We start from the raw sequence: 15837 nt of genomic DNA on the forward strand, positions 1-15837 counted from the left end.
AGTAACAGACATCTACGCTGGTTACAGTGTTCCGATCGACCCAAATTCAGATAAACCCAGAGAGGAAGCAGCACAACGCAGAATCAATGCTGAACACGTTTGGCCGCAGAGCGTGGGAGCTGAAGGCCCAGCAAAAAGCGATTTGCATAACCTCTTTGCTTCACGTGTAGAAATTAACAGCGATCGCGCCAATTTTCCATTTGGAGATATTCCTGATAATCAAACTACGTCTTGGTATCTCGATGATGATGAACTAAGTTTCCAACCAAGTCCGCAGGATATTGACAAATACAGTGAATTCAAACGGGGATTCTTTGAACCACGGGAGGCGAAGAAAGGAGATATTGCTCGGGTAATTTTCTATTTCCGCACAGTCTACCCAGAACTGGCGAATGCAAGCTTCTTTGATGCACAAAAGGATACTCTCTGTCAATGGCAAGCAGACGATCCAATTGATGCTGGTGAGGTAGCACGCAGTCATGCGATCGCTAAAACACCCCAGGGTAATGATAATCCCTTTGTGTTAGATTCTACCCTGCCACAACGAACCTACTGCAACTAAAAAAAATACATAGGTCTTAACTCTATCCTGGTGGGAAGAGTTTTAGACCTCCGTTTTTAAGAAATTGAGCAGATGGGTTTTTCTGAGCGTAGTCGTTGGCGTGGTCGTTGAGCGTAGTCGAAGTGCAGCCTCTCCAAGAGTTGGGAGTCGAAACACTGCCTCCTGCCTTCTTAAATTGGAAGTCCCATAGCAATTTTTTTATGTAATATTCTTTACGAGCCGATTGCAAATTCTTTGGAGTTGGTCTTGAGTTTTAATTGGCTCTCGCGGTGCTGGCAATTCAGTATTTGGCCAGTTAGGTAAATCATTGCAGGGACATAACAACGCTGGCATCCCGACGTTTCGCGCGGCTACTGGCATATTGCATCGGCTGCAAGGTAGCATATTCCATGCTGGTGTCAACAATTCAGCAATAGTTTCATGTGTACCCTCAAGGTAACAATCACCCGATTTCGGTGAAATAATTTTTTGCCAGCATTCTTCAAATTCTTGACTATAGCGATCGCCATTTAGCACCGATTGGGGCAAAAAGCTTGCCTTACCGTTGCCCGTAATCACCCTCTTACCCAACTGAAACCAGTAGGCAAGATATCCTTTAACTTCTTGTTTGGTTGCCATATTACAATTCTAGATTTTAGATTTTAGATTTTGGATTAATTTGAATCAACAGTTAAGAATCTTGACTCCTGAATGTTCCAGCATCAGCTCTATTTGGCAATGGCGAACCAAGGATGCTGAGATTGAGAACATGGCCGCCAGTCACTAAATAAACAGTTTCGCTAAGTGTTGCTAGCTGGCGTACTAAAGAACCGAGGCGATCGCGGAACGCCCTTCCAAGGGGATAAGCTGGGATCACACCCCAACCCACTTCTTCTGCTACAAACAGCATATCAGCAGCAACCAATTCCACCGTCTCTAAAAACTCTGCAAGGGTATTTTCCCAGCTATATTCATCCTGTTCTAGGAGATTGGCAACCCAAGTCCCTAAAGAATCAACTAAGAGACAAGTATAGGGTTTGGCATCAGCGAGGGTAGCAGACAGTTCTATAGGTACAGATAGAGTTACCCAGTCTTGGGGACGACGTTCTTGGTGTTCTAAAATGCGTTGGTGCCACTCTTGGTCATCTGGGTTATCGGTGGCTGTTGCTATATAAATAACTGCTTTTTCTGACTGCATAGCTAAAGTTTCTGCCCATTCACTTTTACCAGATCGTGCTGGCCCTGTTACTAAGATGATTTTACCCAAAGTTTTTTACTGAGTATTTTAACAAGAGAGGCAGGAGGCAGTGTTTCGACTCCCAACTCTTGGAGAGGCTGCACTTCGACTACGCTCAGTGACCACGCCAACGACTACGCGGTAGTTGAATCTCGACTTCGCTCGATTACCGCGCAGTCGAAACTCAGGGCAAGTCGCTCAACAACCGGGTAGAAGGCTCAGTTGGAATATTGCCGTAGCCTCCTGTAGTTATTATTGCAAGTGAGCTTGCGGTTTAAGTCCTCCACCAAAATCTACAAAATCGTAGATTGGAATTAGATGGGGTTGAGAGCAACAGATAAATTCCCATCTCCTGCCTCCTCTACATACCCACGGTTACAATTGATCGCCACATTTTTTACTTAATGGGTGAGATTTTTGGTTTCAAATAACTTTTAAGGGATAAAATTAGCACCAACATCATTAGATGTTACAACTGGCAAAAGCCAAAAATCCCAACTACCCCATTCTCAATTATTCAATACTACTGGGGACAGCAAACTTTAGGATGTCTTTATGAACGCAGGCTTAAAACGCATTGAAGCAACTCTACACGATTTAGGGAATCGCGGCACTGCCTCTACTGCCGAAACAACTGATTCGACAACAAAACGGCCTTTCTCCTTTAGAATCAGCGTCGGCGCTAACGAACCTACAGAAAGTACACAAGTTCCATCCTCTCAGAATGGGGAAGTTAAGTCACAAGGACAAACAGTTGATTTAAATGTAAATACTGAGGTTGATTATCCTTCTGACCAAAATTTCTTTCCTCACCATGAATCTGTGCAGACCTTTCAAGCAGAAGAGAATGGTAACAAAACACCCAGCCTACCCAAGTTGAAAACTCCGACCTTTAGTAACCATCGTCACGGTGCCAATCCTGCATTGGCGATGAATCTATTGCAAGAAATTCAGGAAACTGTTGCTGGTTGGCAAACAGAATTGCAAAATATTTTAAAACAAATTCAGGATATTTACTTAGAAGGGCCAATTGTCAATGGCTGGTTAGAATCCAATCCCACCGAACCAGAACCAGGAGGAACTGCGACACTGCGCCATGCAGAAGTTGATCGCCTGATGAACTACGTAGAAGAAATTTGTGCTACTGGTGGAAAAGTATCTTATCAATCATCTATTACTGGCTATCGCCTCTGTGGTGTAGACGATACTGGTAAAGTTTGGTCGCGTCCATGTCCACCAGATCAGGTTCCCAATGTTAGTATGGCGATCGCTCGTTACCAAAAGTTACGTCAACTGTTAGGGCGCAAGCAATCTTTGGAAACCCGCCTCAGCCAACTGGCGCAAACTCTTGTAGTTTTACACAGTCATATTCAACAAACGTAAAGTTTTAAAGATTATTTCCGAATAAACTCGGTTGGTAGGTCGGTAACTTTTGGTTTAGATTAACTCTCAGCAGTTATAGCGTTGGATTTAGATTTTAATCTAAAATCGTTCGATTGAGCGACTTGCCTTGAGCGGAGTCGAAAGGAGCCGAAGTCCCAAATCTCAAATCCAAAATTCAATCTATGCCAGACATCCAAATCTCTGCCATTATCTGTACTCACAATCGAGATACCTATTTAGGGGCTGCAATTGATAGTCTTTTAGCACAGGATTTTGCTGCTGATTTTGAAATTGTAGTAGTTGATAATGGATCTAGCGATCGCACTCGTGAGGTTGTAGAAGAAAGGGCACACAATCCTCGCCTGAAGTATGTTTTTGAACCCACCATTGGTTTATCTGTTGCTCGCAACACGGGTGCAAAGGTAGCCAGTGGTGATATTCTTGCTTATCTAGATGACGATGCCGTTGCCAGTAAGGGCTGGTTACAAGTTTTATATTCTGCCTATTACAATAATTCTAAGCTAGCGATCGCAGGTGGCAAAGTCACTCTCCTGTGGCCCCCAGGAATTCAACAACCACGGTGGCTATCTCCTGGGCTAGCTGCAAATCTGGGTGCATACGACTTAGGTGACAGTAACATTTACATTGAGCAACCTGGCTCAACACCCAGAGGCTTAAATTATTCCATCCGCCGCAGTTTCTTAGAAGAAATTGGCGGTTTCGATCCCCATCTCGGTCGAGTAGGTAAAAATTTATTATCTAACGAAGAACTGCAAATGACCGAATTCGCCCTACAGCGTGGTTGGCAAGTTGCTTATCTTCCCGAAGCACTCGTCGCTCACAATGTAGCCCCAGAGCGTCTCCAACGCTCCTGGTTTTTAAACAGGGGCTGGTGGCAGGGTATCAGTGAATGCTATCGAGAACAACTCGCTGGTAAAGCTGGGATCGCTCAATTACAGCGAGGTAGCGAACGGTTTGTGCGAGGCTTGTATAAAGCTTTACAGTATTTCTCCGATCCAGCAGAACGGTTTGACAAACTGGTGTATGCTTACGGTCAGATTGGTTACTTAAATGCTGCTATTCAAGGTCTTTTATCTACATCAAATAAGAAATAACCAGTAACATAATTTTTACTCAATATGTCATCTAAAATACCAGTTTCAGTACTAATTCCGGCAAAAAACGAACAAGCTAACTTGCCTGCTTGCCTTACTAGCCTCAGCAGAGCAGATGAGATATTTGTAGTAGATTCTCAAAGTACCGACAACAGCATTGATATTGCTAAAAGTTACGGTGTAAATGTCGTACAATTCAACTTCAATGGACGCTGGCCTAAAAAGAAAAATTGGTCTTTGGATAATTTGCCTTTTCGTAATGAATGGGTACTAATTGTAGATTGTGATGAGCGCATCACCCCCGAACTTTGGGAAGAAATTGAGCAAGCAATTAAAAACGAGGAATATACAGGTTATTATCTCAACCGCCGCGTATTTTTCTTAGGAAAATGGATTCGTTACGGCGGTAAATATCCTGATTGGAATCTACGTTTATTTCAACATAAAAAAGGTCGCTACGAAAATCTAAATACAGAAGATATTCCTAATACTGGTGATAACGAAGTTCACGAACACGTGGTTTTGCAAGGGAAAGTTGGGTATCTCAAAAATGATATGCTCCACGAAGACTTCCGCGACCTTTACCACTGGTTAGAACGCCACAACCGATATTCAAACTGGGAAGCCAGGGTTTATTTTAATATTCTTACAGGTAAAGATGATAGCGGTACTATCGGCGCTAATCTATTTGGTGATGCCGTACAACGCAAACGATTTCTAAAAAAAGTTTGGGTACGCCTGCCATTTAAACCCGTTTTGCGATTTGTTTTATTCTATATAATTCAACGCGGTTTTTTAGATGGCAAAGCAGGATATATCTATGCACGTTTACTGAGTCAATATGAATATCAAATTGGCGTTAAACTTTACGAATTACGCAACTGTGGTGGTCACTTAAATACTGCAACTACGCCGAAGGAGGGAGCAGGGGAGCAGGCGAGCAGAGAAGCAGAAGCAAAGCTATTGACCATTGATTCCTGATAATGACTAATGACCAACCTTTCGTAGATTTACGCAAATATGACCAATCTTGGTTTGACCGGGGGCGTCCAAGTTGGTATGTCTTATTATGGTGGTTTGTACAAGCGATCGCCTTTCCTCTAACTCCTCAACCGTTAAATATTCTACGTTGTGCTTTGTTACGATTATTTGGCGCTCGTATCGGCAAAGGTGTATTAATTCGACCCACAGCCCGATTTACCTACCCCTGGAAAGTTACCATTGGTAACTACAGTTGGATTGGAGATAACGTAGTTTTATATAGCCTCGATCAAATCCATATCGGCGAACATTGCGTAGTTTCCCAAAAAAGTTACCTGTGTACTGGTACTCACGATCTCCAAGATCCGGCCTTTGGGTTGAAAACAGCGAGTATCACCATTGAAAATGGTGTATGGGTAGCCGCAGATTGTTTTGTTGGGCCAGGGGTGCAAATCGGGGCTAATGCTGTGATTGGCGCTCGGAGTAGTGTTTTTACTAATATGCCTTCTGGACAGGTTTGTTGGGGAAGCCCTTGTCACCCCAAAACGGCTCGGCTAAAACTCGATCCCTCCACAACTCCATAGATTTTTTATAGATAAATATAGTAAGGGCGCGCAGCTAGCTGTGCGCCCTTAACTTTTCCATATATATATTTGTTTTTGGAAAGAGAATAAAAGTGCGATCGCTATATAGCTTTTTCTAATAAAAATGAGGTATAAGACTAGTATTTGATTTGTGAGAATTGCAACCCGTAGATCCCCGACTTCCTAAAAGTTACCGAGGATCTTGTTTTTTACGAATGCTTCAAGATTGTTATATATACTTCATCACTTGGAAACCCCTATTTTGTGGAAATAGTTTACTTTTATTTAATCAAATCTTTTTAATTTAAGTCTAAAATTTGTGTGTATCTAAAAAAATTGGCAGAAAGTATGGTATCCCAAATCAGCCAAGAGATATTTTAAATAGCAAAATTATTTTTGCCATTCCAACAAGTAGGCGATCGAGTGCCATCTGCCACACATCTTCATTAACTTGCTAAAGCAGGACTTACGCAAATAATAACTGAAACCCTGATTTTTAGATAGGAGTAATTTATGAATTGCCCCTACCACTTGTAATTTTACGAAAATCTTATAAAAATTTTATTTTCAAGGAAAACAAATTATAGAAGTTTTAAAAAAAATTAATAAGAGGGAAGTATGAATTTTAATACAAATGGAAAACCTGTTATTTTAATAGTCGATGATACTCCTGTTAATTTACAAGTATTATTTGACTTTTTAGAGTATTACAGCTTTCAAGTTTTAGTATCTGAAGATGGTCAAAGTGCCGTTCAGATAGCAGAATATGCTTCACCTGACCTGATTTTACTGGATGTATTAATGCCGGGAATCGACGGTTTTGAGACTTGTAGACTTTTGAAAACAAATCCAGCCACTCAAGATATTCCCGTAATATTTATAACTGCCATGAGTGACAAGGTAGATAAAGTTAAAGGTTTGAATCTTGGGGCTGTAGATTACATTACCAAACCTTTAGAATCTCAAGAGGTTTTAGCTAGGATAAATACCCATTTACGTTTACGGAATCTCACAAAAAAACTTACAGAGCAAAATAACCGTTTAGAGATCGAAATCTTGGAGCGCCAGCGGGTAGAGGAAAAACTACGATGTCATTCAGATGCATTAGATGAGTGGAACAATCGCTATCAAGCACTAATTCAAGCAAGTGGTCAGATTCTCTACGACTGGCACTTGCATACCAACGAGATTAAATATGATGGCAATGTAGAGCGAATATTAGGTTACTCTATGCCTGAGATGTTGGGAGGTTTGAACCGCTGGTTAGAATTGATTCATCCTGACGATCGCAGCTTCTTTAACAAAGAGATTAACCGCGTTTTATCCACAAAAGAGCGATTCCATCTTGAATTTCGTGTATGTCGTAAAGATGGCACTTATATCACAGTTGAGAACAACGGGTATATCTTTTTAGATTCTACAGGTAAAGTTGCTCGAATGGCAGGCTTTGTAATTGATATTACCGAACAGCAAGCTGCGCTACGCGAACGCAAAGATGCAGAACAGAAAATCCGCGAGCAAGCTGCTTTGCTTAACATCACCACAGATGCGATTATCGTTCAAAATTTGATTAACCAAATTCAATTTTGGAATCAAGGGGCTGAACATCTCTACGGTTGGATGGCAGAAGAAGTAGTGGGCAGGAATGTCAATCAGCTTTTTTATCAAAAGCAAAGTTTTTGGCAATTGAAAAACATCCAGGAAACTTTAGCTGAGAGTGGTTCGTGGCAAGGTGAACTATATCAAGTCACAAAACAAGGCAAAGAAATCATCGTTGCTAGCCGCTGGACACTAGTAAATGACGATTGGGGGCAAGCCAAATCCATCCTGATTGTCAACTCCGACATCACAGAGAAAAAGCAACTTGAAGCCCAGTTTCTCCGGGCCCAACGGATGGAGAGTCTTGGCACTCTAGCAAGTGGCATCGCCCATGACCTTAACAATGCACTGACACCGATGATGATGACAGTACAACTTTTAGAGGCAAAGCTGCCGGATGAAAAAAGTCAGAAATGGCTGACAATTATGGAAACAAATATTAAACGTGCAGCAGATTTAGTTAAACAAGTGCTATGGTTTTCCCGCGGATCTGTAGGTAACTTTAAAACTTTACAGATACGGAATTCAATTTTAGAAATCGAAAATATTGTTAAGCAAACATTTTCCAGAGCTATTGAAATCCACATTGATGTTCCTGGGCAAAACCTTTGGGATGTCTTTGGTGATGCAACTCAGATACACCAAGTGCTGATGAACCTCTGCATTAATGCTCGTGATGCTATGCCTCATGGCGGTATCCTCAAGATTTCTGCGAAGAATTTCTGGGTTGATAGCCATTATGCCCGGATGAATATTGATGCTAAGGCCGGTTCTTATGTGATGATTACCGTGCGCGATACAGGTATAGGAATTAAAAAAGAAATAATAGATAGAATTTTTGAGCCATTTTTCACAACAAAAGAAGTGGGTAAAGGCACAGGGCTTGGTCTTTCAACAGTCCTTGGTATTATCAAAAGCCACAGCGGTTTTGTGAATGTAGTTAGTGAAGTGGGCAAAGGTACGGAGTTTCAAGTTTGCTTACCCGTAACGCAGACAATTGATGCAGATAGTAAATTAGCTAAATATCAGGAATTACCAGCAGGGCATGGAGAATTAATTCTCATTGTTGATGATGAAGATTCAATTCGAGAGGTTACTCAAACCTGGTTAGAACAAAATGCCTATAAAGTTTTAGTGGCTAGTGATGGTATTGATGCGATCGCACTATATACAAAACATCAACAAGAAATTAGTGTGGTGTTGATTGATATGATGATGCCATATATGGATGGACCAACAACTATCAATGTATTGAAAAAAATTAATCCAGATATCAAAATTATTGGTGTTAGTGGATTAGCCTCCAATCATACAATGATTAAAAACCTTGGTAATAGTGTCAAAACCCTTTTATCCAAGCCCTACACCTCAAGCGACTTGTTAATGAACTTACAGATGGTGATTAGCACAAAGTAGAGTTTGTCATTAGTCATTAGTCATTAGTCATTAGTCATTAGTCATTAGTCATTAGTCATTAGTCATTAGTCATTAGTGAATAACCAATTTCCAATGCCCAAGCAAAATGGTCAGTAGCAGTGGTAATATGTTTTTATGACTGCTCTAATCCTTGCTATTAATGAACAAACTATTGGATGAAACGCTGTCAATCAAAATTGCTGAACAGATAAACAGCAGAGCTAGCACTCCGTTTGATAATGCTTATAAAGCAGCATTATCTACAAAAGGAGCAAGGTATATTCAGGGATTTCTAGCTTTTGCTGGGAAGCCATATAGACCGATTGAACACAGTTGGATTGAGCTAGACGATACCTCTGATGTTCGGATTATCGATCCCACGTTACCTCACCTGAACAAAAATCCTCAAGAAATCTGGTATTTTGCAGCACATAGTCTGACGGTTAAAAAACTGAAAGCTATCATTGAAGAATCAAAAGAAGATTATCCAGAAGACGATCCATTACCAATTTATGGCGATCCACCTTATGAATATTACGGTGATGTAATGTTGGGTGGTCAAGACTATCTGGCAGCATATCAAGCCGCAGAGGCTAAGTGCAAAGAAATCAACGAACTCAACCCTGAGAGTAACTAATAAAAATGAATTATTTAATTCATAATTACGAATTACTTTACTATCAGTTTGCCACAATTTTGACTATTCAGAAGATATTCTATAAGTAGAGAGGTGTAAATAATTCAAGGTTTGTAGGTAAGGATTCAGACCTCATAAGAGGACTTTAGTCCTCACTACGAAATAATCCCAATATTTTTTACGTTACTTAATCTAGTTTGATTTATTCTCACCGACTTACTTAGCTTCAGAGAGTCATAAGTAATTATTTTTACTTTTTATCTTTTCTGTGCTATCGTCTGTAGCCATTCAATTAGGGGTCTTAAGGTTCCTGGCAATGCTGACTCACTGACAGTCACTGTATGCTGCTTGCCGTTATCTTCTACTGTTAATTTATATTGAAAGCGATCGCTCTGGGGATTTGGCGAAGTAATTAGTTCCGGTAGCCTAAATAAATCAGCAACTTCCACTAGTTGGCGAAGTGTGGCAGCTTCATGTGGTGGGAGAGTATCTGTATCAACGGTTGTCTTCTTGGTAATTCCAGCAAAACCGCCCGTGCGTTCAAATGATACCCGCATTTTTTCGCTCTCCGTTGTGTTATTTAGTTGAAATACATACTAAGACTGGGAGATGATAGTTCTCAACTCCCAGTTTAACAACAACAAACAACACATCTAAAAGTTAGGAGTTAAGAGTAGAGACGCGATTAATCGCGTCTGTACAAGAGTTAAGAGTTAGGAGTTAGAAGTTAAGAAAAAACTCCTAACTTTTAATTCCTCATTCCTCACTTTAAATAACTCCTACCTTTTGCCAAGCATTTCGCACAGCTTTTTGCTCATTACTGTCATTACCGTAGAGTTCGCCAGCAACTTGAATGGTGACGTTGGCAGCTTTTTTAAAATCTGCATTAGGACGTAGGCGATCGCGTAAAGCTATATACCATATTTTGCCAGCTTTTTCCCAGGCATAGCCACCAATCTCAACAGCCGCTAGATAAAAGGCATAGTTAGGGATTCCTGAGTTGATATGTACTCCAGCATTATCTTCAGTACCAGTATATTTATCTTTTACATGGGCAGGTTGCGGATCTTTACCCATTACAGAGTCATCGTATGCTGTTCCAGGTGTTTTCATAGAGCGGAGGGCAACACCTTTGACAGTCGGTACTAAAAGACCTTCACCAATCAGCCAATCTGCTTCTTGTGCAGTCTGATTTTTAGTCTTTTGTTTCACCAAGGAACCAAAGACATCAGAAAATGACTCATTCAGTGCCCCAGGTTCGCCATAATACTGTAAACCTGCTTCGTACTGGGTTATACCGTGAGTTAACTCATGCCCAATCACATCAATTGATTTTGTGAAGCGTTGAAATAGTTCTCCGTCGCCATCACCATAAACCATTTGGTCGCCGTTCCAAAAGGCATTGTCATATTTGACACCATAATGCACGGTGGAGTCTAAACGTAGTCCTTTATCATCAATGGAATTGCGATCGAACATCTCATGAAACAAGTCATAAGTCGCACCAGCAGCATCATAGGCTTCATTCACTGTTGGATCGCTGCTAGGAGGATCGCCCTCAGCACGCACCAGCGTACCAGGAAGTTGCTGCCCATTTTTAGCATCGTAGATGGTGCGGCGTTTCTCACCAGGAGAAGGCGCAAACGAGATATTACCTACAACATTTCTTCGTCCTAAAAATTGTGCCGAAATATTTAATGTATGAAATGCCCAAGTACGCTGCTGAGGATTGCCATTCACCACGACATTTTTTAGTATATGGGGTGGGATAATACAACAAATAGGGCATCTAGAGTATGGTGATTGCTCATGCTTGAAACTGACTGATTTCTTTTTATTTCGAGCCATCCAAGATATTCTCCTTTTGAAACTAAGTGATGGCAAACAGTGGCTTTAACTCCACTGGAGAAAGAAGCAGAAAAACGAATCTAAATCACATGTTCCTGGTTTCTTTTCTGAAGAAAATTTTATACTCTGTATTTTTGAAGAGGTCTGTAGAGGATTGATAGTATGCTCGCTGGTACTTATGATGTGGAAATATTGTATAAAAACACCAAGCCAGCTTAATTAACGCAAGTTTCAGTCAAGACCCTTGTGTGAGTTAGCAAGACTTCCTCTACAGGCCTATTGAGTTTATATATTAGTTCTTATCAACAGAAATAATATTATTTATTGCTGTTTTGTTACTATCAAGCTGTTAATTTTATAAATGCCTATTGGAGACAGGGAAATCTCAAATCTAGGCATCCAAAACCGATAATTTTCACAAACAGCCACCAAATACCGCTAGACCATAATATTTCCAAGGTACTGCAACTGTCTTAAATCCTGCTTCAATCAACATTTGGAAATGAGCATCTAAGCTAGCTAGCTGGTCTTGACTAGAGTAACCTTGAGTAGTGCTAGTGGCACGTTTAGCGCGAATCTTTGTCAAACTAATTCCCTGTTCAATTGCCCATTCCTCTCGTGCTGCTTTGTAAACTTCTGCTAAGGCTGGTGATTCTGGTAAGGTAGGATCTGCATTCCAAAAACAGCCGTCTTGAGTGAGGCTACCAGCAATTCGCTCAAATAATTTCAACTTCATCTCATCTTGGAGATGGTGAATTGCCAAAGATGAGACACAGGCATCAAATTCGCTACCAATATCCAAGTTCTCTGGATTATCTGCCCAGTCGCCAAAATCTGCTTGTATACCAGTCCAGCGTTGTTGATATCCAGCTGCTGTGATTTTATCTTGAGCAAATTGCAACATTCTAGGTGAGTAATCTAGGGCAATTACTTGGGAATCTGGAAAGCGGTTGAGTATCTTGAGACTAAGTTCGCCTGTACCACAGCCTAATTCTAAAATACGCCGACTTGTAGAAGTTAAACAACGGGTAATTACCTCCAACATCTCATCGTATCGCGGTAACAGTTGGCGAATACCAGTGTCAAAATCCGCAGTGTTGGCGAATACCTCTCCGGGAAATACCTGCTGCATAAGATTTGGAAAAAATAGACAAATTAATCAATATTAATCATCCATCATTACTGGGGTATATGCTACACCGATAAGAAGAACTATTAGTATTAAAATATATACACTAAAATCTATTTTTTCAAAAACAACGTACAATTTTGCTGAGAGATTGCTAAAGTCGTTCAGAGTGAGGATGAGCAAAGTTAATTCTGAGCAGCCTGATATAACAGATAACGATATGTTTCCAGATGAAACAAATTGTTAATTAGCATCGAAATTCTATGTAATCGCCGATTAAATCGTGATTTTTCTAACATATAGGATGAAGTTTTGGTCTTTTATATAGCTACAAGCCTTACTATGATTGCCATCAAAAAACATTGCCGCGATTATTGCCGTTGTAATAATTTCCGCATCGCTCATTTCTCTGCGACAGTCTTCTTAGCGATCGCTCTTGCGTTTATGGTGAAATAAGCTGAAGTAATTCTTGTCTTTTCACTAACCTCTATCTTCTGTCAGGTGCGAACTGACATCAAACGTACTAATCTACCTCTAGTGGAACAGGCTTCGCTGTGTTTGGTTGAGCAAAAGATGGATTTTAGTCAGACTCTAATTGCAAAAAGTGATGCCATTCTCGATCAATGGGTAGAAGCAGTTTACCAGGATCAACAAATTGAAGCTACTAATGAACTTACTTTCAACGCTGTACGGGATAGCTTACCCCGCATCTTGAAAGCATTAGCAACAGTACTTTCTGAATCTGCAACTAGCGATTTACAGACAGTAGTAGATGCAAGTTTGGAACACGGTACACTTCGTGCCCAACAGGGATTTGAACCAGAGGAAATTGCGCGAGAGTATCGTTTACTTCGGTTTGTAATTTTTTCGTTTTTAGAAGAAGATTTATTACAAGGATCTGCACAAGAAGTGCTAAGGGCTGTTCGCTTGATTGATACAGTAATTGATGAAGCGATCGCGCGATGCTTTAATAGTTATACTCAAGGACGATTACAAGAGCTTAAACAACTCCAAAGTCAGTTGCGGTTGACTAACCAAGAGCTAACTCGTTTGGTTCGTGCTAGTAAAGAAAGTCTCTCTCATTTGGCTCATGAGCTGAAGACGCCTCTTACTTCAATCATCGGTTATGCAGACTTATTTCTGCGCCAGCAGCGTCAACAATCAGAACTCAAAGACACCTATACAAATCTTGAAAGTATCGAGCGAGTTCTTAAGAGTGGTAGACTTATTGTCCGGTTAATTAACGATACTCTGGAAATTTCGCGTTACGATGCCGGACAGATGAAATTGCAGCCGACTTTAACCGATGTCCGTAGTTTAATCAACTCTATTTTAGAGATGATTGAGCCATTAGCGCGTGTGAAAGAATTATCCTTGGTTGTTGAATGCGAACGCGCCCCCAGTCAAGTTAACACAGATCCGCTTCGGCTTCAGCAAATTCTGACAAATCTGCTGAGTAACGCAATTCGCTACACAGAATCTGGTTCAATTCATTTGGAGTGCTGGACGATATCTCAACAGCAGTGGGCTATCTCTGTTACTGATAGTGGTATTGGTATTTCTTTGGATGCTCAAGCACAAATCTTCAATCCTTATTTTCGGGAAGTAACTGCTCCCCAAGTGCAAAGTTCTGATGGTACAGGATTAGGTTTAGCAATAGTCTCTCGATTGGTTCAGTTAATGGATGGTGAAATTAAAGTAGATTCACAGCTAGGAAAAGGATCTACATTTACTGTCATTTTGCCATTATACCAATTTAATATGAAGCTGCATATAATAGAGGAAACAAACTCGATAAATAAAAAGAACCATGAGCCGCCCTTTTAAGATTGAAATCGCAGAGAGCGAAGAAGAACTTAAAAAACGTTTACAAACAGCGAACTTAGGAACCCAGAAAGAAAAGCTTATTATGCTGTGGTGGATAAAAAGCGGGCAGGTTAAAGAGGAGCAAGATATTGGAAAACGCTTGGCAAGAGATACTTCAACGGTCACGAGATGGTTGCAGAAGTACAAAACTGATGGGATATCAGGCTTATTAGAAATCAAAAAAGCACTCTTGTGCAAAACGGAAAATCGATGATGCTGCGATCGCAGCACTCTCAGAGGAGTTAAAAACAGGAAAAGGCTTTAGTAGCTATGGTGCAATAGTTGAGTGGTTAAAAAAAGAACATGGACAAGATATAGAGTATGCAACGGTTTATGCCTGGGTTCGATATCGATTAGGGGCAAAACTAAAAGTGCCTCGCCCTCAAAGCCATAACCAGGACGAGAAATTAGTATCTGAATTTAAAAAAAACTCGGAATCATTCTTAATTGTCTAGAAAAACATCTTTCCCCCGGCAAGTGTGTTCGTTACTTGTGCCAGGATGAAACTAGGGTTGGACTCAAAACTCTTACAGGAAAAGTGATTACAGCTTCCGGAGTTAAGCCCACTGTTAAGGTGATATGGCCAAGAGATAACTTTTGGATTTATGGTGCAATTGAACCATTGACTGGAGATCATTTCCTTTATGAATATCCAAAACTAGATGGCGAGTGTTTTCAACAGTTTTTGGATTGGCTATCTGTACAATTAGGCTCGGATTATGCAATTTTACAGATTGACCAAGCACCAGCTCATACAAGTTCCACGATTAGCTGGCCAGAGAATATTATTCCTCTATTTCAACCACCATTGGCTCCTGAACTCAATCCTATCGAAAGGCTTTGGCAAGCTCTCAAGAAACCTCTCAAAAATCAACTTTTCTCTTCTCTACAAGCTTTACGCGATCGCATCCAAGAAATATTCGATCAACTTACACTTGAACAGGTAATATCTATCTCTTCTTATAACTTTATTCTCGAAGCTTTATTCTATGCAGCTTCACATTAAATCGGTATTAGAAGCAATCGTTCAGGTATGACTGTTGCTATTCCTAAAATTCAAAACTTGAGACTAAAATTGCATAAACTGGTACATTACACTGCGTTAACGCACCTAAAATTGGCACATCTACCCGTCAATTTGACCAACGCGGCGGATATTCAAAATGTCGCTCATTTTCTTAATTTGGACGAATACTAGCAATTACTTGGGCATCTGGAAAACGGTTGAGTATCTTGAGACTAAGTTCGCCTGTACCACAGCCCAATTCTAAAATACGCCGACTTGTGGAAGGTAGACAACGGGCAATTACCTCCAACATCTCATCGTATCGCGGTAACAGTTGGCAAATACCTCTCCGGGAAATAATTGTTGCATAGGGATTGGAACTAATATATACACTAATCAATATTCCCAAGCAATTTTGGGGACACCTTCTAAAGATGTGACATCATCAAAAATTAAGAATCTATTACACCTCAATTGAAAACTACTATAGTCAAG

At 40.5% G+C, this 15837-nt stretch carries 17 protein-coding genes and 1 pseudogene; 11 read left to right on the top strand and 7 right to left on the bottom strand.

Annotation, left to right across the window (positions count from 1 at the left end; translation table 11 throughout):
- Window positions 1-34: 34 nt before the first annotated feature.
- A complete protein-coding gene (locus NSTCB13_RS32035) occupies window positions 35-562 on the top strand; it encodes an endonuclease I family protein (RefSeq protein WP_448275858.1) in 528 nt (175 codons plus the stop codon).
- A gap of 198 nt (window positions 563-760) precedes the next feature.
- On the opposite strand, the gene NSTCB13_RS32040 is transcribed toward NSTCB13_RS32035, so the two are convergent.
- Together NSTCB13_RS32040 and cobU are read right to left on the bottom strand one after the other, a co-directional pair.
- A complete protein-coding gene (locus NSTCB13_RS32040; RefSeq protein ID WP_448275091.1) occupies window positions 761-1180 on the bottom strand; it encodes a hypothetical protein in 420 nt (139 codons plus the stop codon).
- Between the two features lie 52 nt (window positions 1181-1232).
- Complete coding sequence (cobU, locus tag NSTCB13_RS32045; RefSeq protein ID WP_445631622.1) at window positions 1233-1808, bottom strand: bifunctional adenosylcobinamide kinase/adenosylcobinamide-phosphate guanylyltransferase; 576 nt, start codon at window positions 1806-1808, stop codon at window positions 1233-1235.
- Window positions 1809-2333: 525 nt separating this feature from the next.
- On the opposite strand from cobU, the gene NSTCB13_RS32050 reads away from it, so the two are divergent.
- The 6 genes from NSTCB13_RS32050 (at window position 2334) to NSTCB13_RS32075 (ending at window position 9493) form a co-directional block, all read left to right on the top strand.
- Complete coding sequence (locus NSTCB13_RS32050; RefSeq protein ID WP_445631623.1) at window positions 2334-3161, top strand: hypothetical protein; 828 nt, start codon at window positions 2334-2336, stop codon at window positions 3159-3161.
- A gap of 182 nt (window positions 3162-3343) precedes the next feature.
- A complete protein-coding gene (locus NSTCB13_RS32055; RefSeq protein ID WP_448275093.1) occupies window positions 3344-4276 on the top strand; it encodes a glycosyltransferase in 933 nt (310 codons plus the stop codon).
- 24 nt (window positions 4277-4300) lie between these two features.
- Entirely contained in the window at window positions 4301-5257 is a 957-nt protein-coding gene (locus tag NSTCB13_RS32060) for a glycosyltransferase family 2 protein (protein ID WP_448275094.1), read from the top strand.
- Between the two features lie 2 nt (window positions 5258-5259).
- A complete protein-coding gene (gene hpsU, locus NSTCB13_RS32065) occupies window positions 5260-5841 on the top strand; it encodes a hormogonium polysaccharide biosynthesis acetyltransferase HpsU (protein WP_445631626.1) in 582 nt (193 codons plus the stop codon).
- 618 nt (window positions 5842-6459) lie between these two features.
- On the top strand, window positions 6460-8856 hold the full coding sequence (locus NSTCB13_RS32070; protein WP_448275096.1) for a hybrid sensor histidine kinase/response regulator: 2397 nt from the start codon (window positions 6460-6462) through the stop codon (window positions 8854-8856).
- A gap of 160 nt (window positions 8857-9016) precedes the next feature.
- Window positions 9017-9493 (top strand): hypothetical protein, encoded by a 477-nt coding sequence (locus NSTCB13_RS32075; protein ID WP_445631628.1) that lies wholly within the window; start codon window positions 9017-9019, stop codon window positions 9491-9493.
- Window positions 9494-9750: 257 nt separating this feature from the next.
- On the opposite strand, the gene NSTCB13_RS32080 is transcribed toward NSTCB13_RS32075, so the two are convergent.
- From NSTCB13_RS32080 to NSTCB13_RS32095, 4 genes and pseudogenes are all read right to left on the bottom strand, one after another.
- The gene (locus NSTCB13_RS32080; protein WP_445631629.1) at window positions 9751-10050 is read right to left on the bottom strand and encodes a protealysin inhibitor emfourin; all 300 of its coding nucleotides are present in this window, start codon (window positions 10048-10050) and stop codon (window positions 9751-9753) included.
- A 211-nt stretch (window positions 10051-10261) separates the two neighbouring features.
- A complete protein-coding gene (locus tag NSTCB13_RS32085) occupies window positions 10262-11341 on the bottom strand; it encodes a M4 family metallopeptidase (RefSeq protein WP_445631630.1) in 1080 nt (359 codons plus the stop codon).
- Window positions 11342-11756: 415 nt separating this feature from the next.
- Window positions 11757-12473 carry a class I SAM-dependent methyltransferase gene (locus NSTCB13_RS32090; protein ID WP_448275097.1) on the bottom strand — a complete coding sequence of 239 codons (717 nt, stop codon included), beginning with the start codon at window positions 12471-12473 and terminating at the stop codon, window positions 11757-11759.
- 227 nt (window positions 12474-12700) lie between these two features.
- Window positions 12701-12893, bottom strand: a pseudogene (locus NSTCB13_RS32095) (IS982 family transposase); the annotation flags it as partial.
- 150 nt (window positions 12894-13043) lie between these two features.
- On the opposite strand from NSTCB13_RS32095, the gene NSTCB13_RS32100 reads away from it, so the two are divergent.
- From NSTCB13_RS32100 to NSTCB13_RS32115, 4 genes are all read left to right on the top strand, one after another.
- The gene (locus NSTCB13_RS32100) at window positions 13044-14297 is read left to right on the top strand and encodes an ATP-binding protein (RefSeq protein ID WP_448275860.1); all 1254 of its coding nucleotides are present in this window, start codon (window positions 13044-13046) and stop codon (window positions 14295-14297) included.
- On the top strand, window positions 14281-14550 hold the full coding sequence (locus NSTCB13_RS32105; RefSeq protein WP_448271390.1) for a helix-turn-helix domain-containing protein: 270 nt from the start codon (window positions 14281-14283) through the stop codon (window positions 14548-14550). Before NSTCB13_RS32100 ends, NSTCB13_RS32105 begins: the two co-directional genes overlap by 17 nt.
- 64 nt (window positions 14551-14614) lie before the next feature.
- Window positions 14615-14791, top strand: a complete 177-nt coding sequence (locus NSTCB13_RS32110) for a winged helix-turn-helix domain-containing protein (protein WP_397330461.1) — start codon at window positions 14615-14617, stop codon at window positions 14789-14791.
- Window positions 14776-15342, top strand: a complete 567-nt coding sequence (locus NSTCB13_RS32115; protein ID WP_448273115.1) for an IS630 family transposase — start codon at window positions 14776-14778, stop codon at window positions 15340-15342. Before NSTCB13_RS32110 ends, NSTCB13_RS32115 begins: the two co-directional genes overlap by 16 nt.
- A 172-nt stretch (window positions 15343-15514) precedes the next feature.
- On the opposite strand, the gene NSTCB13_RS32120 is transcribed toward NSTCB13_RS32115, so the two are convergent.
- The gene (locus tag NSTCB13_RS32120) at window positions 15515-15742 is read right to left on the bottom strand and encodes a class I SAM-dependent methyltransferase (RefSeq protein WP_448267109.1); all 228 of its coding nucleotides are present in this window, start codon (window positions 15740-15742) and stop codon (window positions 15515-15517) included.
- Between the last annotated feature and the right edge of the window lie 95 nt (window positions 15743-15837).

This window comes from Nostoc sp. DSM 114160, from assembly GCF_053470305.1.